The organism is Spirulina sp. LEGE 11439, from assembly GCF_059821285.1.
In genome coordinates this window covers 50,519-73,041 of sequence record NZ_JCAMRX010000030.1, presented here as the reverse complement: position 1 = coordinate 73,041, position 22,523 = coordinate 50,519, and the positions used below count along the sequence as shown (strand labels likewise).

Here is a 22,523-nt window from a genome sequence, read left to right as displayed (position 1 = left end):
TTGCTCAAATTCTTACTCTCTCTACTTTTCAGCCTCCTTGTCACCCCTAAAGAAATTTAAGATAAAATCCAGCAATTTTAATCCATTCCAAGGAATTTTTTGTACGAGACGAGGACGCAATAAAAATTCAACCATGATTTGAGAACAATGCGATCGCCAAATTCCCCAATCCATTTTAATGGATTTTGTGTATGAGACAGGGATTTTTAATCCCTGGCGGATCGACTGTCGGATCGACGCAATGTAAGATAATCTAATTGCCGATTTATTTTCTTAATAACCCTCCAACGCCTCAATTAACTCTGCCTTCAACGCCTCCTGCACCGCCTTCACCTCCCGGGAAATCTCCTCAAACTCCGCTAATAACTCCCCCGGATCCCCATGTTCGATCGCTTCCTCATAAGGATTCTTACAATCTAAATTATAATTTCGTTCCGCAATTTCCTGCACCGAAACTCGCCACGCATACTCACTTTCCTCCCGATTTTTCCACCATTTCTTCTCGCGATCGAACTCCTGAATCGTCAAGGGACGCGATCGCGAATAAGACTTATATCCCTTGGGATAAGGATGCTCAAAAAACCAGACCTCCTCCGTTGATTTCCCCTTCTCAAAAAACAAAATATTCGTGGAAATACTCGTATACGGACTAAAAACCCCCTTCGGCAACCGCACGATTGTATGTAAGTTAAACCCCTCCAACAATTCCCGCTTCAGATTTGTTTTCACCCCCTCCCCAAACAAAAACCCATCCGGTAAAACCACCCCCGCACGTCCTCCATTCTTCTTCAACAAGTGCATAATTAACCCCATAAACAGATCCGCCGTCTCCCGGGTTTGATACTTCTTCGGGAAATTGTTCTCAATGCCATCCTCCTCCATCCCCCCAAACGGCGGATTAGTAATCACCAGATTCACCCGTTCGGCGGGCTTATAATCCTTAAGGGGTCGGCTTAAGGTATTGTTGTGGCGGATATTCGTCGGCACATCAATCCCGTGTAACATCATATTCGTCATCGCCAACATATGGGGTAACGGCTTCTTTTCCACCCCATGAACCGTCATCTGCATCATCGTTTCATCATCAGGGGTTTTCACCTGTTTTTTCAGACGATCGATCGCACAAGTCAAAAAACCCCCCGTCCCACAAGCCGGATCTAACAAACTTTCCCCCAAACTCGGCGCGAGAATATCCACCATAAACTGCGTTACCGCCCGAGGTGTATAGTATTCCCCTGCATTCCCCGCCGACTGGAGATCCGCCAGAATCTTCTCATAAATATCATTAAACAAGTGACGATCCTGCGAGGAATTAAAATCCAAATCTTTTTCAATCGTATTAATCACCTGTCGTAACAACGTCCCCGACTTCATATAATTGTAAGCATCCTCAAACACCGAGCCAACGACCTTTCCCCGAGAAGACACCCCCGCCGCCGTCGCCAAATTTTTCAACGCCGGAAAAAGTTCATTATTGACAAACTCGATTAACTCCTCCCCCGTCATGCCCTCATCATCCTTCGCCCAATTTGACCAGCGAAACCGCGCCTCTAAAGGCGATTGGTAGTCATCGAGGGTAAATTCCCATTCTTCTTCCTTATCGTCAAAAATCTTGAGAAACAGCATCCAGACTAACTGGCTAATCCTTTGGGCATCCCCATCGACTCCCACATCCTTCCGCATGATGTCCTGAATGCTTTTCACCAAAGTTGCGATCGCCATACTCGATTCCAAAAATTGTCAATTTTTCTATTATAGAATTGCGATCGCTCATCCAGAAGTTGTACAATTAGCATATAATTCAATGCGTATTCAATTTCAAAATAATGCTAGACCTCACTCGAGATATTCGCTCTCTGACCGAATTTAAGCGCAATACCAATGAATTAGTCGAAAATCTCAAACGCACCAAACATCCTCTCGTGTTAACTGTTAATGGTAAAGCCGAACTCGTCGTTCAAGATGCTCAATCCTATCAAGAACTTCTTCACGCTGCCGAATTACTCGAAACCCTGAGAGGAATTAAACGCGGCCTTAAACAAATGGAACAGAACCAAGGAAAAGCGGTAGAAGATGTTTTTGCCGAAATGTTTAACCAACTCGATAATGCTTCATGAGCGATCGCTATAAAATAATAATCCAACCAGAAGCAGAGCAAGGAATTAAAGATGCCTATTTCTGGTTTGGTCATTATTCCCCACGTCAAGCACGAAGTTGGCTAGAAGGTCTATATCAAGCTATTTTATCTTTGGAGAAAATGCCACTTCGCTGTTCTCTTGCCTTTGAAAACGATTTCTTTGAGGAAGAGATTAGACAACTTATTTATGGAAAAGGGAAGAATGCTTATCGAATTCTTTTCACAGTGCTAGAAAATACAGTACAGATTCTTTTTATTAGGCATTCAGCCCAAAAACCTCGATTACCTGAAGACGAAGAAAAAGATAACTCATGAACAAAAAAATTTATCGATACCAGAAAAATAATTATGGGACGTGCTGAGAAATCCTCTCGCCTTTAGGCAGAAGAGCAGTCAATTAGCAAACAAAAAGTAGACTTTGTGAGGATTCTTCGCGACTTCACGATTATCCCTTCCTTTGCCGAATCATCCTAACTCCAATCAATTAAGCGCGATAAAGTTCCTGTTCTAACTCCCGAATCGCTTCGAGATAGCCCTTTTTTCCCCCAAACGCCTTCGCCAGTTCCATCGGCGTTCCCATCTGCGAAAACGGCGCGATCCTGAGAATTTGCGGCTCTTCCACCGCCTCGATCCCTTCATCAGCATACTTCTCTAACAATGCTTCTAAAACCCTGCGTGCCTGTTCCCCATACTTCGCGAAATAGTTCCGTTTTTTCACCTCCCTCACTCGTTCCCTCCGCGTCAGAGGAGGCACATCCCAAACAAGATGACAAATGAGATCGAAGGGATCGCAATCTCGTCCCACTTCCTCCGCCAATGCCTCAAAAAATACCCCCTCTTTTGCCAATTCTTCAATAACCGCTTGTTTCTTCTCTGCACTCTTCCATCGCCGCAGAAACTCATCCAAGGAAGCAAACTCGCGATCGATCGCCTTGCGGGTATAATCCTTGAGCGATTCGGTAATCAACTTTCCCTCAGAATCGTAATATTGCACCCGTTCTGAAGAGACTTGCACCGCCACATCCGCCACGATATATCGCCTCACCCGAGTCTCATCTTCTTCCGTCCAATCTTCCCAACCCGTGTTAGTTTCCTCCTCCTCTTCTCCCTCTAATTCTTCATCCGGCGGTACGGGAGAATCCTCTAGTTGAGGTTCGTAAATTTGCACCGGATCGCCATCAAAATCAGGGCGGGCAAACTGTTCCGTTGCCTTCTTAAAGTCCATAATTGTAAAAAAGAACTTACCGAAATCTTCATTAATTCGCGTTCCTCGCCCAATAATCTGTTTAAACTCAGTGGGTGAATTAATGGTTCGATCCAAAACGATTAACTTGCAAGTTTGGGCATCGACTCCCGTGGTCATTAACCTCGATGTTGTCGCAATGACCGGATAGACGCTTTCGGGAAAAATAAAATTATCTAACTCTTCTTTTCCTTCTTTATTATCTCCGGTAATTCGCATCACGTACTTGTAATTTTCTGCGGCTAAATCGCTATTTTCATTATTAAGCGCCTGTCGCATTCGTTCCGCGTGGTCGATATTTTCGCAAAAAACAATCGTCTTGCTAAAGCGATCGCTTTGTTTGAGAAACTCGCTCACCTTGCGAGCCACTAATTCCGTGCGCCTCTCCAATACCAACGCGCGATTGAAATCCTTTTGATTATAAATGCGATCTTCAATTTCATTGCCATATTTATCTCTCATTCCCCGACTCGGTCGCCACCCCGATAAATCGCGATCGAGATCGATTCGCACTACTTTATAAGGCGCTAAAAAACCATCATTAATCCCTTGCCGTAGAGAATAGGTGTAAATCGGTTCGCCAAAATAATCAATATTAGAAACCTCCTTCGTTTCCTTTGGTGTCGCCGTTAACCCGATCTGCGTTGCTGAGGAAAAATACTCTAAAATTTCCCGCCATGCCGCATCCTCCGCCGCACTTCCCCGATGGCATTCATCAATGACAATCAGATCGAAAAAATCCGGGCTAAATTGCTTGTAAATATTCTGGGATTCTTCATTCCCCGTCACGGCTTGATAAAGGGATAAATAAATTTCATAGGATTTATTGGCTTGTCGCTTTTTGATCTTTGTCATCGCCGAACCAAATGGTTTAAAGTCATTAGTCATGGTTTGATCGACCAAGATATTTCGATCCGCCAAAAATAAAATCCGCTTTTTGACCTTCCCTTTCCACAACCGCCAAATAATCTGAAACGCCGTAAAGGTTTTTCCCGTTCCCGTCGCCATCACCAACAAAATCCGATTTTGACCTTTTGCGATCGCTTCCACGGTCTTATTAATGGCTAACAATTGATAATAGCGAGGTGTTTTATCGTTGCTCCCACTGTAATAATCTTGCGTGACAATTTTTGCTTGTTCTTCTGTTAACCCTTGATGTTCTGACCACCAACGCCATAAAGTTTCTGGGGATGGCATTTCCGCAAACTCAATTTCCTGCTCGATCGCCCCATCAGTATTAATTTTGTTATGGAATAATAAGCGATCGCCATTGGAACTAAACGCAAAAGGAACTTGTAATAATTCCGCATACCCTAAAGCCTGCTGCATCCCATCCCCCACCGAATGATTGTTATCCTTTGCCTCGAGGACTGCGATCGGGATATTGGGTTGATAAAACAGCACATAATCAGCTCGTTTATGCTTACCTCGGGTGTGAAGCTGACCTCGAACGATAATTCGCCCTTGAGTGAGGGAAAATTCCTCGCGAATCTGTCGATGAATATTCCAACCCGCTTTTTCTAAAGCAGGAGTAATAAATTTCGTACAGATATCTCGTTCGGAAAGCTGCTTTTTATCCATATTCAAGGGAACGACATAATTGAGATTTATTTTAAGGTAATTTCAGCAAATTCTCCGACGCTGTTTTGACTTTCTGAAGCAGAAACAAATTGAAATTCAGAACTCTGCATGAGTTCGGTAAACGCTAATTGAGGATTTTGTTGTAGAACATTGAGAAGACTAACAAAATCGCGCACGATTTCCCGAGGGGTAGACATTTTTTTTGCCCCGATCCGACTGTTAGATTCTGCTTGAAAGATTTCAATCTGTTGTAAATCCAAACTTTTTTGATAACCGTAATGGGTGGCGTGCAGTTCTGCCAAACGATACAAAAGTTGGGAAATTTCTGCTGGGGTTAAAGGGTCTAAGGCGATCGCCGTGGCAAAACTATCCTGTAAGCCATCTTTGAGAAAGCGACTCTTGGCCAAACGAGTACGCCATGCTTCATCGCGATATAAACCCCGCCGTTTGTCTTCAATGAATTGAGGGGTACCGCCAACAATAATTCCTAAATGATCGGCTTTTCCTTGCATGGTATCGTTAAACATGGCCAGCAAGCGATCGTAGTTACTTTGGCGAGAGCGGCTATGAGAAATTTTATACAAATGAATGGCTTCATCTAAGAAAATAATTAATCCTTTGTAACCGATATCCGCGACAAATTTCGCCCATAATTTAACGTAGTCGTACCACGTTTCGTCATCAATTGTTACCCGCACGTTCAGACTGCTGGCTTTTGCTTCTGTTTTGGTGGCAAATTCTCCCCGTAACCAACGTAAAGCGGCTTCTTGTTTATCTCGATTTTCTTCTCGATAACCTTGCCAATAAGAGATAATAACATTGGCAAAATCAAAGCCGTGAACTAAACCTTCTAAATCATCAATAACTTGGCGAATTTTGTTTTCAACTTGTTCGTCAAAGCCTTCATCTCCCGGACGCTTTCCTGTTGCTTGGGCGACTTGGGAGAGAATACTGCTCGTCCATTTTTCTAAAATTAATGCGATCGCACCGCCTTTGGGAGAAGTGCGCGTGGCAATATTTTTCATTAATTCCCGATAGGTGGCGATCGCTTGCTGTTTCCCGCCAGCAAGGCGCAATTCTGGCGATAAATCCGCATCCGCGACCACAAATCCCCGTTCCATGGCCAAGTTACGAAGGAGTTGTAACATGAAGCTCTTGCCCGCACCATAACGCCCGATAATGAAGCGAAATGAGGCTCCCCCTTCGGCAATATTCTCCAGATCCCGAGCGATCGCGCCGATTTCTTGTTCTCGTCCGACAGAAATATGTTCCAAACCCACCCGAGGGACAACTCCCGCAGCCAAGGCATTCATTAACGCGGTAGAGACGCGCTTGGAGAGTTTTGGCATTGTCTTTTAACTCCTAGTTTATTCGACCTCTCGGACCGTCAGCAAAGTGGCAAATTGTGCAGCGATCGGTTCGGTTATCACCGAAGCATATTCTTCGTGAATTGTCGGGATTCCTACCCCGCCATTGGATTCTAATAACGTATCGCCTAATGTATTGAGTGCCTTTTCATTTAAGGATTCAATTAACACTTCCGGCATGGTTGCTTGTTGATTGACAACAGCTTTTAACTGTTCCTCATCTTTCTCTAAAATTGCTTTTAAGGCTGCTTTTTCATTATCGTTCAATTCTTTCGTAAAGTCCAGCCATTCTGAAGGTAAATTGAGAGCAGATTTTGCGAGCTTTCGTCCATTTTTTGTAGATACAGATTTAGGCTTAGTTTTACGTTTCTTCAGAGATTTAATTTCCGTTTGCAATTGTTCGACGCGATCGCGTTTATCCTCAAGGATTGTTTCGATTTCTTGTTTCTCTTGTTCGAGAGCAGATAAAGAGAGGGCAAATTGTTCCTGAATTTGTTGGAGGTGGTTGAGTTTTCCTTGAGCTTCTTGAATATTGCCTTCAAGTTTCTTTTTCTGTTCTTTCAGTTGAAAGACTTGCTGTCGCACGATATCTCGTTCTTCTTGTCGGTCTAAAAGCAGGGTTTGCAGTTTCTCGAGTTCGTTGTTGAGTTGCTGCAAGCGGCTTTCTGTTTCTTGTAATTGAATAGTTTTGGAAAAAAAGGCACGATTAATGGTTGCTTCTGTTTTAAAAGAAGGTCCTCGAAAAGAAGGTTGCAGACGAGGAGGAGGACGATAAGGATCGGGCTTTTCCGGTTCTGGCGATCGCTCTCCTTCTTGAATTTCGCGATAGAGAGTGTTGCGCTGCTGGTGCAATTCCGTGACGCGATCGCGCAAGCGAGTCCGCTCTAAATTCAGTGCTTGCACGCTTGCTTGAATTTCCTGCTGCGTGGCCAAAGCTGACGAAATTGCCCCATAAAGGTGCTGTCGCTGTTCTGAGAGGGATTGAAGTTGATAGCGCAAAGCGTTGCGGTGTCGCTTTTCGTGCTTGCTCCAGTGCAGTTGTGCCGCGATCGCACTGGCATAACTGGCCGGCAAAGCGATCGCGCCGGTAATAGAGGCAGATTTTACATCGCGATGAACGAGCCATCCCACGCCAAAACCCAAGCCGAAGGCGATCGCGCCGAGTAAAATTTGGTTAACGAGCTTTTGTTTGAGAAATCGCATCGTGTTGGAGAAAACAGGACGAGCCCCTCGACTGCCCCCGCTTCTATATTCGCTAATTTATTATAAGGACTCCTCGGCACTTTGCGAAATTCTCTTTCCTGACGATGATAAAGTTATGATGCGATCGCTTCTAATTCTCTATGGCCAATCTTCAGAATTGTTTGAAAAAATATTCTCAAAATTGTTGCAGATTAATTGTGTCTAAAAACAGCCTATTTTATCCAGCCTATTCTTTGTTTTCCAACTAAAGAGAACGAGGGGATTATTATCTACAAGTAAAGTTCCTGTCCTTGTTCAGTAAAGCGAACATCGCGAATATTCCATTGTAGATTTTGAGTGAGAGTTTGACGCAGACTGCCAAACAGACCAAAGGTCTCGCAAGGAGAGAGAGAGGCAAAATGACGCTGACTTTCCGGAGAAAGGCGCAAATCGATTGTTGCAACGCCATTATTCACTTGGACGCGATAACCGGCTAGAGAAAAATCGCCATTGCTGATGCGATCGATGGTTTTTGCGATCGCGCTTTCTAGGGATTTGTCTTGGGGGACCGAGACCTGTTGAGGAACGAGGTTGAGACATTGGCGATCGGGGGAGAAAATCTGCACGGAAACAGCATTGGGCGCGATCGCTTCTTTGGTTTGAATGGTAATTTCGGCGGGTAAGCTGGGACTAGGGGGAATTACAATAGTTTGCGGTTCCTTGGAAGGGGCAATGGAAAGGGTGACGGGTTTGCCCTCGGGTTCGCTGAAATTTTTCGCATTAGAGACTCCGTAACCCCCAAGGGCGATCGCCGCGATACCGATGAGAAGAGAAATAATTTTTTGGTGACGTTGCATCGAAACCTCCCCCAATTTGATAGTGTAGAATGTTGCCGATTCTTCTTAATATTGTTTTCAAGAGAGCGATCGCAAAATCGGGAAATTTTGTGACAGATAAGTAAGCGGTCATCGGTCATCGATACATTAATTAAGCTATGAACCAATCTTGGACGCGCCATCACATCCTCTCTCTCGCAACTTTCAGTGAGAGGGAATACGATACAATTTTGCAAACCGCTTCCAGTTTCCGCGAAGTCCTCTCCCACGGCACGAAAAAGGTGCCTCCATTGCAAGGACAGGTGGTAGCCAATTTATTTTTTGAACCTTCAACGCGCACTCGCAGCAGTTTTGAGTTAGCCGCAAAACGCCTTTCTGCAGATATCCTCAATTTTGCTCCCGGAAGTTCTTCTTTAACCAAAGGCGAAACCATTTTAGATACGGCAAAAACTTATTTAGCAATGGGTGCCGATATTATGGTCATCCGTCACAAACAAGCAGGAGTTCCCGATACGATCGCTCGAGAGATGGATCGTTTACAAACCGGAGTGAGCGTTTTAAATGCAGGAGATGGACAGCACGAACATCCTTCCCAAGCATTACTCGATTTATTTACCATTTGCTCGCTTTTGGATAGCGATCGCCCGCGTTTGGAAATCTTAAAAGGGAAAAAGATCGCCATCGTGGGAGATATTCTCCATTCTCGGGTGGCGCGATCGAATATTTGGAGTTTGAGTGCGGCAGGTGCAGATGTACATTTAGCGGCACCGCCAACATTATTGCCGCAATATTTTGCCGAGATGGGCAATGTTACTCTACATTGGTCTCTCGATCCGGCCTTGCAAGATGCGGATTTTGTCATGACTTTGCGCTTGCAAAAAGAACGCATGACGAGCAATCTTCTCCCCAGTTTGCGAGAATATCATCAAGGTTATGGCATTACTCGCGATCGCCTCAAAATCTGTCATCCCGATGTCAAAATTCTGCATCCGGGTCCCGTCAATCGCGGGGTAGAATTAAGCTCAGATTTGATGGACGATCCGCGCTTGAGTTTGATTCCTCAACAAGTGACCAGTGGGGTTGCCGTTCGCATGGCTTTACTCTATTTATTGGGAACAAGGGGCAAAGGTTAGTTATGGAAACTTCTGCGGAATATTGTTGCGCTTTTTGTGGCGAGATTAATTCAACTTTTGTCGATCTGAGTTCGGGATATACTCAATCCTATGTAGAAGATTGTCAGGTTTGCTGTCGTCCGAATGTTCTTTATATTCGCGTTGATGAGGAGAGTTTAGAAATTGCGATCGATACCGATTTTGAGGAGTAGATGTTAAGAAAGTTCACTCCAGAGATACAGAGAACGCAGAGAGAGGAAGAACTCTTAATTTTCTGAAGAATCTGGAGTATCTTTCAAGGGAACATTTTCTTCTGAAGGAGAAGGATTTACTTCCTCTTTCTCTAATTCCTCTTTCTCTAATTCTTCTACTACAGGATCGATAGGTTTATTTTTGAGGGGAGGCGGCGTATTAATCAGAGGCTGTGATGGATCGAGAGGGAGGGGAATATTTTCATCTAATTCTTGATTAATTCCTTCGGCTGTAACCGTTTTCGCCTGACTGACAAAGAAAATAAACTTAAATTCTTGCTGGACTTGTTGAGCAATAAATTTTTCGACCTCTTCTACTTGTTTGGGCGTAATTTCAACATTTGCTTGGATGTTTAAATAGACGATTGGCGGTTTCTGGGTCCAGTCTACTCGTGTATTAATTAAAGTGACGTTTTCTTGTCCGATAGTTACTGTACTCCTCACCAATAGCTGAGTAACAAAGTGTTGCAAACGGGAAGTTCTCACTAAATTGAAAAAATTGAGACCGAGAGGCAGCAGTAAAATACCGATCGAGAGAAAGGCGATCGCAACATGACGGCTGATTTCGGTATAACCAGCAAGGATAAACACCAACATACAGGCGAAAATGATGCCGATGAGGTTGGTAATGTACAGTAAAAATGCTTGTTGTCCAAATGTCCAAAATCTCGGATCGCTCAAGGCTTTGGAGATCGAAAGCCCCACAACACATAAAGGAGGCATCAGAGCAACCGCGATCGCGGTTCCAGCTAAAGCATCGCTGACCCCCTGACGAACTTTGGCAAAACCGCTAATTCCTCCCGCCGCCAGGGCAATACCCAGATCGACGAGGTTGGGTTGCACCCGAGACTGAAATTCTGACCCAAAGGAGGGGATCGGGGTTAAGAGTCCGAGTAAACAGGATAGGGCGATCGCGATCGCTGTACCGCCGAGAATCGATAATAGGGATTTTCGCAGCAGGTTGATATCTCCTTCTAAGGCCGCAAAGGCAAACCCGCGTAAAGGCAGCATCAGGGGCGCAATTAACATGGCTCCGATAATTACTGCTGTACTATTGCCAATGAGTCCGAAGGTGGCGATCGCGCAAGAACTCACAATAAAAACAACGTAATTAGTATTCCATGTTGCATCGGCGGACAATGCTTGATGCAATTGATGTTCCTGTATTTCTGTAACGGGTTGGGGTAAGAATTTGTGCAGAATTCGCAGGTATTTCATAAACAAGAGAAGGAGAAGAAAGAACGGATGATACGATCGCTTTGATTGGGAATGACAATAAAAATAAGTTGCATAATATTCACTCTATTGTAAGTTCTTTAATTCGGTCTTGATATTTGTTCTGGCTAATGTTTCTAATTGTGAGAAAAATGGCTCGATAAGGAAGATTTGAGGGCGTTGAAGCAGCGATCGCAAGACCCGATCGCGACCGATACTAAATTGGCGATCGCTTAACCAAGGGTATTCTAGCCGAATGGTGCGGGTATATTCTCGATATCCCTCGGGCGCACTACCTAAAATTGCCAGATCGATACTAACAACGGTTGCGGCAAGGGAATCATCGGGAGAAACATCGTGACGAGTCGCTAAAATAGAATTAGCGATCGCATCTTGACAAGTTTTCTCGACTCCCGCACCTGCTAAAATTTGACCCGCATAATCGGCACTTTTGCTTTCATTATCTGATGCTTGGGGATGGTAAATAATATCGTGCAACCACAGTGCGGCTTGAACTTCTGGCGATTGTACAGAAAGGCGATCGCACAAAAGTAAACCTTCTTCAATTTGTTCCGTATGATAATATCGATGCGGTTCTCGATAAGTGTTAGAGCCAGTAATAAGATCGCGCCAAACCAGCAACAACGATCGCCTCGAGCCAGAATTATAGGAATTTTAATATTTCTAATGACATTATTATTCCTCAGAAGGCGGGGGAATTATCTCGATTCCATACTTCGGGGCAGTGGTAAGAATCTTCTCCAGATCCTCAGAACTCAAGGATGTTCCAGATGTAACCTGACCATTTACTGCTTTCCCAACCTCAGCAATAAATTTCTCAAAACCAGCAGGAGTAACCCAAACAAGTACTTTGGCAGGTCTAGAAGTCATATTCGTAAATCTATGAAGCTGACCTTTTGGTGAATAAAGGAAAGTTCCGGGAGTTGCAATAAGAGTACGGTCATCAATCTGGAATTCTAATTCTCCTTCTTGAACATAGAAAGACTCATTTTCTCGGGTGTGGCGATGGGGAGGCGCTCCACCTTGAGGTGCAACGGTTATCTCACAAAGCGCATAAGCTTCTCCTGTTTCCTCACCAATTGCTTTAAAGATGTAGAGATCGTGGCCAAAGTAATAAGCACGACCTTGCCCCGGCTGAACGAAAAGTCCGTCATGATGAATTGTCATGGCACTTGCACTCCTTCTCTAGCTAGTTACACGACTGCAATTTTGAATAAGGCGTTCCCAATAGAAATTCTAACTGATAATCTCTAAGTCACCAACCTTGAGAGTGACATGACACTGGCTAACTTGGAATTATACTGCAATTGCGGGATAATCCCAAATTAGTGACGTTTCAAGGAAGCGGCAGCTATAGCACTACAATAGCTAATTAGGATATATTTCTCTCTCTGTGGTTCATTTTCTTCATATCCTAACGACCCGTAATCAATGTCAAGCGATCGCCTTCTTCTCGACTCAGGCGATAAACTTTTCCGAAACTTTGCACAAAACGACCGTCACGAGGGGTTAACTTAACGATACGAAAATCCGGTAAGCTGCGTAAAGTTTGAATAATCTCGCCGAATCTTTCCTCAAAGCGATCGCTCAGTTTTCGCCATTCTTCTGTTTCCCGTTCCATAAATGTAGCTTGGCAATTTAAACTCAAACGCGGGCGAGCAAAAATATCGTCGCTTTTGCTTTCATCTTCGATAAAAAGAGCGCTGACTTGAGGATTATCAGCTAAATTTTGAGTATGAATGGCTAAACCACTGGCGAAAAAATAAATATTTTGGTTTTCATCTCTGATAAAAGGTGCATAACTCGCATTGGGAACCCCTTCTTTGTTTGTCGTGCTGAGGATGACGCTACGGACGCGATCGCAAAATTCTTGATAGGCAATTTGAGCTTGAGCCATTTTTAGTTATCAGTGAACAGTTATTCAGTGAACAGCGATCGGAATTATAGACGGAAAAACCTACTTTGTGTCATTATCAATCTAAGAGTTGATTTGGCGATCGTCATAAAAACGTCTCTTGCTTCGGGTATTTGTTCCTTATGTCCCCCTTGATAGTTGCTCATTGATAATTGTTCATTGATATGTTATCCGTATCTGAAGCTGAAATCATTATTCTCGAACTCGTTCGACCTCTACAAACCACTGAAGAAGTCACCCTCGAAAATGCAAGCGGACGAGTTTTAGCCCACCCTGTCAGTAGTCCTCTCGATTTTCCCTATTGGGATAATTCGGCGATGGATGGTTATGCTGTGCGTTATGAAGATTTGCAAGGGTGCGATCGCGACAATCCGAAAATATTAAAGATTGTTGCCGAAATTCCCGCCGGTATTCAACCCCAAAAAGCGATCGCCTCGGGAGAAGCGGCGCGAATTTTTACCGGGGCAGTAATGCCTCGAGGGGCGGATACAGTAGTGATGCAGGAAAATACCCAACGCGAGGGCGATCGCGTCGAAATCTTGCAGACTCCTCGCGATCGCGAATTTGTTCGTCACAAAGGTGCATTTTATCAGTCGGGCAATTCTCTCCTCGGGGCAGGTATTGCGATCGGCGCACCAGAAATTGCAGTTTTGGCAACCGCGCAATGCACTCGCTTCTCGGTTTACCATCGCCCTCGGGTGGCAATCTTCTCCACCGGAAACGAGTTGATTGACCCCGGAGAAGCCTTACAGCCCGGACAAATCGTGGATTCTAATCAATATGCCTTGAGAGCGTTTGTCTCGGATTTAGGCGGCATTCCTCAACCTTTGGGCATCGTCCGAGATCGCCCCGAAGACCTTGAAGCAACGATTCAAAAAGCGATCGCCCGTGCCGATATGGTGCTGTCAACTGGTGGGGTTTCCGTCGGAGAATACGATTATATTGAGGAGATTTTGGAGAAATTAGGGGGAACGATTCACATTCGCAGTGTGGCAGTTAAACCGGGAAAACCCTTAACTGTGGCGACATTCGACCGAGGCGATCGCACCTGTTTGTATTTTGGCATTCCGGGAAATCCCGTTTCGGCGTTGGTCAGTTGTTGGCGCTTCGTTCAACCTGCTCTCAAGAAATTATCGGGACTAGCAGGAGATTGGCAACCAAAATTTGTCATGGCGCGATCGCGTCAAGATCTCAAAGCCAGTGGTACGCGAGAAACTTATCTTTGGGGGCGATGGGAAATCGCAAGCGGTGGCTATGAATTTTCTCTTGCAGGGGGCGATCGCAGTTCGGGAAATTTAATGAATTTGGCACAGACTAACGGGCTGGCCGTTGTTCCGATGGGGGAAACCGCGATCGCATCAGGGGAACAAGTTGGCGTGATGTTGGTCTAAATCCCAAAAACAGGTACAAATATTCTATTCTAGAAGTCAGACGTTTTACAATAAAATGAACGTCTTTCGAGATGCGATCGCGGCTCTACAAACCCCATGTCTTACGAACCCCTGCACCATAAATACCGTCCCCAAAGGTTTATCGAACTGGTGGGACAGGAAGCGATCGCGCAAACCCTGACTCATGCCCTCGAGAGCGATCGTATTGCCCCAGCGTATCTATTTACGGGACCGAGGGGAACGGGGAAAACGTCTTCGGCACGAATTTTATCCAAATCGTTGAACTGTTTGCAAAGCGATCGACCCACCCCTAGTCCTTGTGGAAAATGTGAGGTTTGTTTGCAAATTGCGCGGGGTTCGGCAATGGATGTCATTGAAATTGACGCGGCAAGTAATACCGGAGTTGATAATATTCGAGAAATTATTGAACGCGCTCAATTTGCCCCCGTTCAATGTCGTTATAAAGTTTATGTAATAGATGAATGTCATATGTTGAGTACCCCGGCATTCAATGCACTTTTAAAAACATTAGAAGAACCTCCAAATCGCGTTATTTTTGTCTTAGCAACAACAGATCCGCAACGGGTTCTCAATACGATTATTTCTCGCTGTCAGCGCTTTGATTTTAGACGCATTCCTCTCAAACCAATGGTGACGCATTTAACCGATATTGCAGCGAAAGAAGAGATTCATATTGCTAGTGATGCATTAACACTGGTTGCTCAAATTGCTAACGGAGGTTTACGAGATGCGGAAAGTTTACTCGATCAATTAAGTTTGATTCCTGATGAAGTCACGGTAGAAAAAGTTTGGGATTTAGTCGGAGCGGTTCCCGAACGAGATTTATTAGCCTTAATTAAAGCGATTCATTCTGACGATCCTGAAGCAGTTATCGGGCAATGTCGTCATTTAATGGATCGAGGACGAGAACCGCTTATCGTTCTACAAAATCTAGCAACATTTTATCTCAATTTATTAATTGCTAAAACTTCTCCTCAACGTAACGATCTGGTGGCGGTTACTACTCCTACTTGGCAAGAACTATGTGAGGAAGCGAAACAATGGGATATTGCTATAATTTTACAAGGTCAGCAGAAACTTAAGGAAAGTGAAGTTCAAATCAAAAATACAACCCAACCGCGATTATGGTTGGAAGTCACTTTGCTGGGACTATTACCGAGTGCGATCGCAGCATTTTTATCTAATAATACAACATCTCAAAACAGTCAAAAGATAGCATCTAGTTCAACTCATATTCCGCCTCGACAAGCAACACAGAAACCGCCGCAATCTCAAGTTTCTCAATCTCGTCCTCCGGCTGAAAAAACACCGAATCCCAATATTGAAAAATCTTCACAACCTGTGGCAATTTCCCAACCTACACAAGCCTTATCCGATGAAGAAAGATTTCAAAAGAGAGTTGAAGAAAGTTGGCAAAAAGTTTTACAAACTATTGAACCTAATGCAGTACAGGCGCTGGTTAAACAAACTTGTACTTTAGTCAATTTTGATGTTGATGAATCTATTGCTTATTTGGGGATAAGGGCTGCTGGTTTATTGAAGATGGCGCAAGGAAAAGCACCACAAATTGAAGAAGCATTTGAGAAGGTTTGGCAGCAAAAAATTAAAGTACAATTTCAAGTCGAAAAAAAAAACAAGTCCCCTAGAATAGAGTCGAATTCTGGCGCGATCGCAAAAAAAAATAATGCAACACTTTCGAACTCTGCCAGTTTTTCGACGCATTCAACCCATGCGATCGCAAAACCAACTTCTGAAGTGAGAGCGAATCTTCTCCCTCAAAACAGTGTTGTTCGGGAAAAAGTAACCTCACCTCAAAAAGCTACTTTTGATTCCGGTCACGCGAAAGTCAAGGAATCGCCTATTTCACAAATTAGAGAAAAAATAGCAACAAAAAAGACAAGCGATCGCACTCCTGCTTCTCCCAGTCATTCCCCACCTCAACCACCATCTCCCGAACCGCAAATAACAGAACCCCATCAAGAAGAAGAAAACGAAACAACATTAGCAGCCCAAGAATTTGCCAGTATATTTGAAGGTGAAGTTTTAGAGTTAGAGCTAGAATTTTTAAGCGATCGCGCTGCCCGTGAAAATAATCCCGAATCTCAAGCAATGCAACCTTCTTCTCAATCGAAACAAACTAAGGTCGCACCTCCTGAAGAAAATCCCAATGATATGCCTTTTTAATCGCAAAGAGCAAACAATTATCATGATTGAAAATAATCAACCTTGTTTAATATTTCTGCAACTTGAGGAATAGAAGCAGAAGCGAGAAAAAGACAGGGATAAACGGCGGTTTGCCAATTGGAATAACTGAAAACTTTACAGCGATCGCGAGTCGAGGAGAACTCAATTTTTAAAGATTGATGGACGATTGCGACAATATCAAAATGTTTTTCGCCGGGTTGGGAATAGAGCGGAAATCCCGATCGCGGACAAATAAACTCAGTGAAAAAATTGCTCGCTTCTCGAATAGCGTCAGCCAAAGAAAGAAATTCAGCCAGCAATCGATCTTTTTCTGTGGCGATCGCCTCACTTTCTGTTGCTAATTCTGCTCGGGCTTGAAATAAGGCGATCGCAACGGTTTCAGGAATCGTTGGAAAATCCGGTAATAATTGCTGCTGATGTTGGCGAAGATAGACAGAAGGAGATGTGAGATAAAGATGAATTTTTAATCCGGTCGTCGGATCTTGCCATTGTTTGAACATTGCCAGCTTTGCGATCTCGCAGTATCTTGTGTTAATTTGTAGCACTTATCGAGATCGCCGCTTTTGGGAACAAGTCCACAGGCGATCGCAAATCGATTAAGACAATTGGCAAAAATCAGATTAAAATCAAGACAGGAGATGCGATCGAGGAACGCGATCGAGGAAAGCAAAAATGGTCAATTTCGGGTGGAACTCAGCCAGCATTCTCGGCCTTTTTTTGGCGGTATCGGGGGCAGGATTATACTTTCTGCGCTCTGTCCGTCCAGAACTGTCGCGAGATTACGATATCTTCTTTTCTGCCGTCGGACTCGCTTGCGGCATTATTCTTTTATTTAATGGCTGGCGACTCGACCCTATTTTGCAGTTCAGTCAGTTTTTACTCGCTGCATCGACTGCATTTTTCGCCTTTGAAACCGTTCGTCTGCGCGGTTTAGCTACCGAACAGGCAAAACGCGGCACCCCCATCGTCGATGACGATCGCCCGGTTAGTCGTTCTTATAAGGCTTATCGAGAACCGGATTATAACGAGATCGAGCCGGAATGGGAAGCACGAGTGAAGCGCCGTCAGTTAAAGGGAAGCCCCGAACGACGTTCTGACTACGAAGAAGAATCCCGACGCAGCCGAGGTAGAAGCCGAGACGATCGCGAACCTCCCAGCAGAAGTCGTCGTCCTTCTCGTCCCTCTCCTCCTCCTTCAACTCCAGATCGAAACCGCGATCGCCCTTCTTCTCGCCCTCCTAAAAACGATCCTTATAACAGTACGAGTCGCTATTCCGATAGCTATGACGAATGGGAAGACGACTGGGAAGAACCAGATAATAGCCAAGATCGCCCCTCCGACTACGACGATCGCCCCTCCCGAGAACGTCCTTCGCGCCGACCTCCCACTAGCGATCGCGATACAGAAACCCCGACGCGATCGCGCAAAGGTTCTTCTCGTCCCACCTCTCCCCCTCGCGGCAATCCCCCTCGCGGAAATCCCTCTCGTCCCTATGAAGACGAAGAACCGGCGACTTATGTCGATTATGTAGACTATAGCGAGGCAAACAACGAGAGTAACGAAGATTTTGAGGATTTTGACCGTTCTGATGAGGGACGCGATGATTTTGAAGATTTCGAGGGTTCTGAGGAAGGCGATCGCTACGATGACCGCAACGATCGCTATGAACCCGATGATGATGAAGAATGGGAAGACGATCGCAAAAAAGGCGAGCGGTTTGATTATTAATCAGTCACCGGTTATCAGTCACCAGTCACCAAGTATCAGTCACCAGTCACCAAGTATCAGTCACCAGTCACCAGTCACCAGTCACCAGTTATCCGTTTGCAGACGATTGTGCAAATTTAACCCCATTTCTATTATTCTGTTGGTTGCGATCGCCGGGTTGGCTGGTTGTGGAGACTCGACACCTCAAATCGGGTCGGTGTCGTTGAACAGTCGCTATAATGACCAAGAACCTGCGATTAGTGGTAACGGTCAATTGTTGGCATTTATTACCAACCGGAATGGGATTTCGCAAATTGCCGTTTATAGTCTGCGACAAAAGCGATTTTTAGATTTACCGGGTGTAAATCGAGGCAATCAAATCGCTGAAAGTCCTAGTCTCAGTCAGACAGGGCGCTATCTGGTTTATTTGGTCAGCGATCGCGGCCGTCCGGCGATCGCTCTTTACGATCGCGCCATCGCTAAAGCCGATATTTTGACCACCTCCTACCGCAATTGGATTCGCAATCCTAAAATTAGTCCAGATGGGCGTTATGTTGTCTTTGAAACCTCCCGTCGGGGTCAATGGGATATTGAAGTATTAGATCGAGGTCCCGATATTGAGTTGGATATTGCCGATGGTGCGCCGTTATTTTAATCGAGATTGAGAAGTTGTGATGAAGCGATCGGTTCAAGGGATTTTTATAGCGATCTCGGCTGTTTTGGCAAGTAGTTGCGGGAGATATCCTCGTGTTTTGAATTTTCCTTACGATGCGGGGGGACGGGGTTTAAATAGTCCCACGGGGGAACTCATGCCTCAAATTAGCGATGCGAATATTGTCTTTGTTAGCGATCGCAATGGTTCCCAAGATATTTATTTATTTGATGCCGATCGCCGTCAATTGGTAGAACTTCCCGGATTGAATTCTTTAAATGCGATCGCCTCAGATCCGTCGATTTCTGAAAATGGTCGTTATATTGCGTTTACGTCCAGTCAATTAGGAATTGCCGATATTTATCTCCACGATCGCGAAACGGGATTAAATCTCAATTTAACCAAAAAGTTACAAGCAGAAGTGCGCCATCCCAGTATTAGCGCTGATGGTTCGGCGATCGCCTTTGAAGCCAATCGTAACGGACAATGGGATATTTTAATCTACGATCGCTTTGGGAAGGCGATCGAGTAAATCACAGATAGGGCATATTTTAGGCTAAAATTTAATTCTTGGGTGTATTATTTACCTTGTAGCGAGTAATGCCGACCTTTGAAATTATCTGCTTGGCCAATTCTGTAAAACATGGCGGACGGTGCATCGCAGGGTTTAAAACCGATGGTTCGGGCTGGCTCAGACCCGTTTCTTCTCAGGCAGATGGGACGCTCCATGAAGAGGATTATACGTTAAGTAATGGCAGAGAACCGCAACTTTTTAATATTCTCAAAATTGAATGCGATCGCCCTCATCCTCGCATCCATCAACCGGAAAATTGGCTCATCAGCGATCGTCAATGGGAATATCTCGGCTGGCCGACGATTCAACAGTTAAACCAACTGTTCAAACCAGAAATTCAAAAGACAACTCGTTGTTTTACATTACTTGGAAACCAAAGCGATCGCATTGAATTAGAAACATTACAAGATTGTCCTGCCTCTACTTCGCTGTGTTTATTAAAACCTCAAAAAATTCACTGGAAAATCTCAACACCTTCCCGAAAAAGAAGATTTCGCGCAGTCTTCCATCTCAACGGAACTCAATATGATTTAGGCATTACCGATCCGCACTGGAAAAGCCAGTTAGAGCAACTGGAGGACGGTAAATATACTTGTCAACAAGTCATTACAGCATTACACTTAGAGAACTTCGATCCCGAAAAGTTTTTATTAACCATTAGTTTAAGCGAACCTTTTCAGCCTTCCCATGATGACCCGCTCTACTGTTTTAAATTGGTCGCTGCGGTGATTAACACTGCTAAGATAAGGAGTTTTCTCGATCGCGACGAAAAGCAAGCCAATACTGAGAATAATTCTCTCTCATTTAATCGCAAACTAGAAATATCTCCTTCTGTTCTTTCTTTACCTATTGAACCTTTCATTTATCAAGCCGTCTATAATTGCTGGCATTCTTATCCAGAAGAAAAGCGATCGCAACAAAAATTGCGTCAAACTTTGCAGGATTTATTAGCACAAACTTTAGAAGACTTTATAGAAAATCTAGAAGAATCTGATATTACTCAAACCGAGTATAATAAACGAATCGAAGCAATTAGAAAAAAATATCCTCAAGCCTATACAAAATGGACGGTTGAAGATGATGAAGAACTTTCTACGCTCTTCCAAGATGAAATGAGTATTCAAGATTTAGCCCAGCATTTTCAGCGACAACCCAGTGCCATTCGATCGCGTCTGAAAAAGCTGAATTTAAGAGAATAATTTGGTCACTTCTGTTTATCCATTTCCCCAATGTTCGTACCACAATTCAAAAACTAATAGCGTCCATAATAACTTCCTACGATCGGCTTTTCCAGTCATGTGTTCTTGTAACAATTGCTGCACGCAATCGACATTAAAAAAGCCTTCACGCTGCAATCTGTCGCGAGATAACATATCTTCAACCAAAGGACGTAAATCTTTAGTAAACCATTTTGCAACCGGCATATTGAACCCTTTCTTGCCACGCTTCATAATCTCTTGGGGCAAGTATTTTCCCATCGCACGACGCAAGATATATTTTGTCGTTAAACCGCGCAGCTTGAGACTGTGGGGCATTTGTGCGGCATATTCTACTAGAGTATGATTGAGTAAAGGAACCCGCACCTCTAAAGAATTGGCCATACTCGCGCGATCGACTTTCGGTAAAATATTTCCTTCCAAATACAATTTTAAATCGCAATAAAGTAACTGGTTTAAGGCTTCTTTCGCTTGAGATTGGCGCTGATGTTCAAAAGCAATCTGATAGGTATCTTTTTCTTGTAATTGCGTCCACGGTTCGAGGAGTTGGCGTTTTTGATCTACGGTAAAAGATCCCAACCATTGATGGTGTCGCATAATAAGCGGAATTCCTCTTCCGGCAATAAAACGCCGCAGTTTGAAATCAATACTGATATTATCAAAAGAAACCGGCAAGCGATCGACAAACCAAGGAATAAGACGATGGCGAACAAATCCTGGTAATAGCCACTCGTAATATTCTACTAATCGATGTGCTTGTAAGGTAGAGTAACCCGCAAATAATTCGTCTCCTCCATCGCCTCCCAAAGCAACTTTAACGTGATGGCGCGTAAATTGGGAGAGTAAAAAAGTCGGAATAATAGAAGAATCTCCTAAAGGTTCGTCGAGAAATTGAGCGAGTTGGGGAACTAAATCTAAGGTTAACTTGGGGGTTAGGGTTAATTCGTAATGTTCGGTTTGTAAATGATGTGCCACTTTACGAGCATATTGAGACTCATCAAAAGAAGGATCGTCAAAACGAATGGAAAAACTTTTGACATTTCCGGGGGAAATTTCTGACATCATGGCCGCGATCGCACTGGAGTCCAAACCCCCACTTAAAAGAACGCCAACGGGAACATCGCTGACCATTTCTTTCCGCACTGCATCTTTGAGAACGCCGATTAATTCTCGTTCGTATTCTTTAACACGCTTGGGCTTAATATTTTCACTACGGGATAAATTAATATCCCAATATTGCCAAATTTTTAACTTTCCTTCGACATAACTTAAAGCATGGCCGGGAGGAAGTTTATAAATGCCTTGAAAGATAGTTCTCGGGGTAGGAATATATTCAAAACTGAGATATTCATTGAGAGCAGCCAGATCGATCGCGCGGGGTAAATTGGGATAAGCAAGAATTGTTTTCAGTTCCGAACCAAAAATTAAGGCATCATCGTGTAAGGTATAATAAAGGGGTTTAATGCCCATGCGATCGCGGCCAATCGTCAATCTTTGTCGCCGTTCGTCCCATAAAGCAAAAGCAAACATCCCATTAAGATATTCTAAGAATTCATCGCCAAATTCTTCATAGGCATGAACTAAAACTTCAGTGTCGGTTGCAGTATAAAATTTATGACCCAAACGAGTTAAAGAAGCAGTCAGTTCTCGATAGTTATAGAGTTCTCCATTAAAAACAACCCAAATCGTTTTAGCTTCATTGTGGATGGGTTGCTGACCGCCATTAAGGTCAATAATGGAAAGACGGCGAGACCCCAAACCGACATTTCCGGATACATAATTTCCCCCTTCATCGGGACCACGATGAATAATGCGTTCGGCCATGCGATCGACTAATTTCGCATTGACCGTTCGACTCGAGTCGGCATAGACAACCCCACAAATTCCACACATCTT

Annotated in this window: 22 protein-coding genes; 10 read left to right on the top strand and 12 right to left on the bottom strand. The window is 44.1% G+C overall.

The annotated features are described in order from the left end of the window. Positions 1–21: 21 nt before the first annotated feature. Both AC6RV6_RS18940 and AC6RV6_RS18935 read right to left on the bottom strand, forming a co-directional pair. Positions 22–174 carry a hypothetical protein gene (locus tag AC6RV6_RS18940; protein ID WP_500242440.1) on the bottom strand — a complete coding sequence of 51 codons (153 nt, stop codon included), beginning with the start codon at positions 172–174 and terminating at the stop codon, positions 22–24. Between the two features lie 99 nt (positions 175–273). Then, positions 274–1,722 (bottom strand): type I restriction-modification system subunit M, encoded by a 1,449-nt coding sequence (locus tag AC6RV6_RS18935; RefSeq protein WP_500242439.1) that lies wholly within the window; start codon positions 1,720–1,722, stop codon positions 274–276. Positions 1,723–1,826: 104 nt separating this feature from the next. Between AC6RV6_RS18935 and AC6RV6_RS18930 the strand changes: the two genes are divergently transcribed. Beyond that, a complete protein-coding gene (locus tag AC6RV6_RS18930; protein WP_500242438.1) occupies positions 1,827–2,117 on the top strand; it encodes a type II toxin-antitoxin system Phd/YefM family antitoxin in 291 nt (96 codons plus the stop codon). Further along, on the top strand, positions 2,114–2,452 hold the full coding sequence (locus AC6RV6_RS18925; protein WP_500242437.1) for a type II toxin-antitoxin system RelE/ParE family toxin: 339 nt from the start codon (positions 2,114–2,116) through the stop codon (positions 2,450–2,452). Before AC6RV6_RS18930 ends, AC6RV6_RS18925 begins: the two co-directional genes overlap by 4 nt. A gap of 169 nt (positions 2,453–2,621) precedes the next feature. On the opposite strand, the gene hsdR is transcribed toward AC6RV6_RS18925, so the two are convergent. The 4 genes from hsdR to AC6RV6_RS18905 form a co-directional block, all read right to left on the bottom strand. Then, entirely contained in the window at positions 2,622–4,961 is a 2,340-nt protein-coding gene (gene hsdR / locus AC6RV6_RS18920; RefSeq protein WP_500242436.1) for an EcoAI/FtnUII family type I restriction enzme subunit R, read from the bottom strand. A gap of 26 nt (positions 4,962–4,987) precedes the next feature. Next, the gene (locus tag AC6RV6_RS18915) at positions 4,988–6,310 is read right to left on the bottom strand and encodes an ATP-binding protein (protein ID WP_500242435.1); all 1,323 of its coding nucleotides are present in this window, start codon (positions 6,308–6,310) and stop codon (positions 4,988–4,990) included. 18 nt (positions 6,311–6,328) lie between these two features. After that, positions 6,329–7,531 (bottom strand): tellurite resistance TerB C-terminal domain-containing protein, encoded by a 1,203-nt coding sequence (locus AC6RV6_RS18910; RefSeq protein ID WP_500242434.1) that lies wholly within the window; start codon positions 7,529–7,531, stop codon positions 6,329–6,331. A 269-nt stretch (positions 7,532–7,800) separates the two neighbouring features. Beyond that, the gene (locus tag AC6RV6_RS18905; protein WP_500242433.1) at positions 7,801–8,367 is read right to left on the bottom strand and encodes a sporulation/spore germination protein; all 567 of its coding nucleotides are present in this window, start codon (positions 8,365–8,367) and stop codon (positions 7,801–7,803) included. A 137-nt stretch (positions 8,368–8,504) separates the two neighbouring features. On the opposite strand from AC6RV6_RS18905, the gene AC6RV6_RS18900 reads away from it, so the two are divergent. Next, complete coding sequence (locus tag AC6RV6_RS18900; protein ID WP_500242432.1) at positions 8,505–9,479, top strand: aspartate carbamoyltransferase catalytic subunit; 975 nt, start codon at positions 8,505–8,507, stop codon at positions 9,477–9,479. Between the two features lie 2 nt (positions 9,480–9,481). After that, positions 9,482–9,670: a CPXCG motif-containing cysteine-rich protein gene (locus AC6RV6_RS18895; protein ID WP_500242431.1), complete on the top strand. Its 189-nt coding sequence runs from the start codon at positions 9,482–9,484 to the stop codon at positions 9,668–9,670. A 54-nt stretch (positions 9,671–9,724) separates the two neighbouring features. Here the strand turns inward: AC6RV6_RS18895 and AC6RV6_RS18890 are convergent, their stop codons facing one another. The 4 genes from AC6RV6_RS18890 to AC6RV6_RS18875 form a co-directional block, all read right to left on the bottom strand. Then, entirely contained in the window at positions 9,725–10,927 is a 1,203-nt protein-coding gene (locus AC6RV6_RS18890; RefSeq protein ID WP_500242430.1) for a DUF389 domain-containing protein, read from the bottom strand. 84 nt (positions 10,928–11,011) lie between these two features. Next, on the bottom strand, positions 11,012–11,569 hold the full coding sequence (locus tag AC6RV6_RS18885) for an HD domain-containing protein (protein ID WP_500242429.1): 558 nt from the start codon (positions 11,567–11,569) through the stop codon (positions 11,012–11,014). A 51-nt stretch (positions 11,570–11,620) separates the two neighbouring features. Then, on the bottom strand, positions 11,621–12,112 hold the full coding sequence (locus AC6RV6_RS18880; protein ID WP_500242428.1) for a cupin domain-containing protein: 492 nt from the start codon (positions 12,110–12,112) through the stop codon (positions 11,621–11,623). Between the two features lie 247 nt (positions 12,113–12,359). After that, positions 12,360–12,842, bottom strand: a complete 483-nt coding sequence (locus AC6RV6_RS18875) for a HugZ family pyridoxamine 5'-phosphate oxidase (protein ID WP_500242427.1) — start codon at positions 12,840–12,842, stop codon at positions 12,360–12,362. Positions 12,843–13,024: 182 nt separating this feature from the next. Between AC6RV6_RS18875 and AC6RV6_RS18870 the strand changes: the two genes are divergently transcribed. Further along, positions 13,025–14,251 (top strand): molybdopterin molybdotransferase MoeA, encoded by a 1,227-nt coding sequence (locus AC6RV6_RS18870; protein WP_500242426.1) that lies wholly within the window; start codon positions 13,025–13,027, stop codon positions 14,249–14,251. 96 nt (positions 14,252–14,347) lie between these two features. After that, positions 14,348–16,456, top strand: coding sequence for a DNA polymerase III subunit gamma/tau (locus AC6RV6_RS18865; RefSeq protein WP_500242425.1), 2,109 nt, complete (start codon positions 14,348–14,350; stop codon positions 16,454–16,456). 20 nt (positions 16,457–16,476) lie between these two features. On the opposite strand, the gene AC6RV6_RS18860 is transcribed toward AC6RV6_RS18865, so the two are convergent. After that, positions 16,477–16,977: a methylmalonic aciduria and homocystinuria type D protein gene (locus tag AC6RV6_RS18860; protein ID WP_500242424.1), complete on the bottom strand. Its 501-nt coding sequence runs from the start codon at positions 16,975–16,977 to the stop codon at positions 16,477–16,479. Between the two features lie 172 nt (positions 16,978–17,149). Between AC6RV6_RS18860 and AC6RV6_RS18855 the strand changes: the two genes are divergently transcribed. The 4 genes from AC6RV6_RS18855 (at position 17,150) to AC6RV6_RS18840 (ending at position 20,609) form a co-directional block, all read left to right on the top strand. Further along, entirely contained in the window at positions 17,150–18,205 is a 1,056-nt protein-coding gene (locus AC6RV6_RS18855; protein ID WP_500242423.1) for a Ycf66 family protein, read from the top strand. Beyond that, on the top strand, positions 18,150–18,839 hold the full coding sequence (locus AC6RV6_RS18850) for a TolB family protein (protein ID WP_500242422.1): 690 nt from the start codon (positions 18,150–18,152) through the stop codon (positions 18,837–18,839). The genes AC6RV6_RS18855 and AC6RV6_RS18850 overlap by 56 nt, the downstream gene beginning before the upstream one ends. 19 nt (positions 18,840–18,858) lie before the next feature. Next, positions 18,859–19,368 (top strand): TolB family protein, encoded by a 510-nt coding sequence (locus tag AC6RV6_RS18845; protein ID WP_500242421.1) that lies wholly within the window; start codon positions 18,859–18,861, stop codon positions 19,366–19,368. 68 nt (positions 19,369–19,436) lie between these two features. After that, positions 19,437–20,609, top strand: a complete 1,173-nt coding sequence (locus tag AC6RV6_RS18840) for a dual OB domain-containing protein (protein WP_500242420.1) — start codon at positions 19,437–19,439, stop codon at positions 20,607–20,609. 15 nt (positions 20,610–20,624) lie between these two features. Here the strand turns inward: AC6RV6_RS18840 and asnB are convergent, their stop codons facing one another. Continuing rightward, on the bottom strand, positions 20,625–22,520 hold the full coding sequence (asnB, locus tag AC6RV6_RS18835) for an asparagine synthase (glutamine-hydrolyzing) (RefSeq protein ID WP_500242419.1): 1,896 nt from the start codon (positions 22,518–22,520) through the stop codon (positions 20,625–20,627). Positions 22,521–22,523 lie beyond the last annotated feature (3 nt).

Coding starts and splice junctions, on each gene's coding strand:
- AC6RV6_RS18870 (WP_500242426.1), top strand. CDS start 13,025: ATGTTATCCGTATCTGAAGCTGAAATCATTATTCTCGAACTCGTTCGA.
- AC6RV6_RS18910 (WP_500242434.1), bottom strand. CDS start 7,531: ATGCGATTTCTCAAACAAAAGCTCGTTAACCAAATTTTACTCGGCGCG.
- AC6RV6_RS18880 (WP_500242428.1), bottom strand. CDS start 12,112: ATGACAATTCATCATGACGGACTTTTCGTTCAGCCGGGGCAAGGTCGT.
- AC6RV6_RS18845 (WP_500242421.1), top strand. CDS start 18,859: ATGAAGCGATCGGTTCAAGGGATTTTTATAGCGATCTCGGCTGTTTTG.
- AC6RV6_RS18905 (WP_500242433.1), bottom strand. CDS start 8,367: ATGCAACGTCACCAAAAAATTATTTCTCTTCTCATCGGTATCGCGGCG.
- AC6RV6_RS18850 (WP_500242422.1), top strand. CDS start 18,150: ATGATGATGAAGAATGGGAAGACGATCGCAAAAAAGGCGAGCGGTTTG.
- AC6RV6_RS18895 (WP_500242431.1), top strand. CDS start 9,482: ATGGAAACTTCTGCGGAATATTGTTGCGCTTTTTGTGGCGAGATTAAT.
- AC6RV6_RS18890 (WP_500242430.1), bottom strand. CDS start 10,927: ATGAAATACCTGCGAATTCTGCACAAATTCTTACCCCAACCCGTTACA.
- AC6RV6_RS18860 (WP_500242424.1), bottom strand. CDS start 16,977: ATGTTCAAACAATGGCAAGATCCGACGACCGGATTAAAAATTCATCTT.
- AC6RV6_RS18935 (WP_500242439.1), bottom strand. CDS start 1,722: ATGGCGATCGCAACTTTGGTGAAAAGCATTCAGGACATCATGCGGAAG.
- AC6RV6_RS18840 (WP_500242420.1), top strand. CDS start 19,437: ATGCCGACCTTTGAAATTATCTGCTTGGCCAATTCTGTAAAACATGGC.
- AC6RV6_RS18930 (WP_500242438.1), top strand. CDS start 1,827: ATGCTAGACCTCACTCGAGATATTCGCTCTCTGACCGAATTTAAGCGC.
- AC6RV6_RS18855 (WP_500242423.1), top strand. CDS start 17,150: ATGGTCAATTTCGGGTGGAACTCAGCCAGCATTCTCGGCCTTTTTTTG.
- AC6RV6_RS18875 (WP_500242427.1), bottom strand. CDS start 12,842: ATGGCTCAAGCTCAAATTGCCTATCAAGAATTTTGCGATCGCGTCCGT.
- AC6RV6_RS18925 (WP_500242437.1), top strand. CDS start 2,114: ATGAGCGATCGCTATAAAATAATAATCCAACCAGAAGCAGAGCAAGGA.
- AC6RV6_RS18940 (WP_500242440.1), bottom strand. CDS start 174: ATGGATTGGGGAATTTGGCGATCGCATTGTTCTCAAATCATGGTTGAA.
- AC6RV6_RS18900 (WP_500242432.1), top strand. CDS start 8,505: ATGAACCAATCTTGGACGCGCCATCACATCCTCTCTCTCGCAACTTTC.
- AC6RV6_RS18915 (WP_500242435.1), bottom strand. CDS start 6,310: ATGCCAAAACTCTCCAAGCGCGTCTCTACCGCGTTAATGAATGCCTTG.
- asnB (WP_500242419.1), bottom strand. CDS start 22,520: ATGTGTGGAATTTGTGGGGTTGTCTATGCCGACTCGAGTCGAACGGTC.
- AC6RV6_RS18865 (WP_500242425.1), top strand. CDS start 14,348: ATGTCTTACGAACCCCTGCACCATAAATACCGTCCCCAAAGGTTTATC.
- hsdR (WP_500242436.1), bottom strand. CDS start 4,961: ATGGATAAAAAGCAGCTTTCCGAACGAGATATCTGTACGAAATTTATT.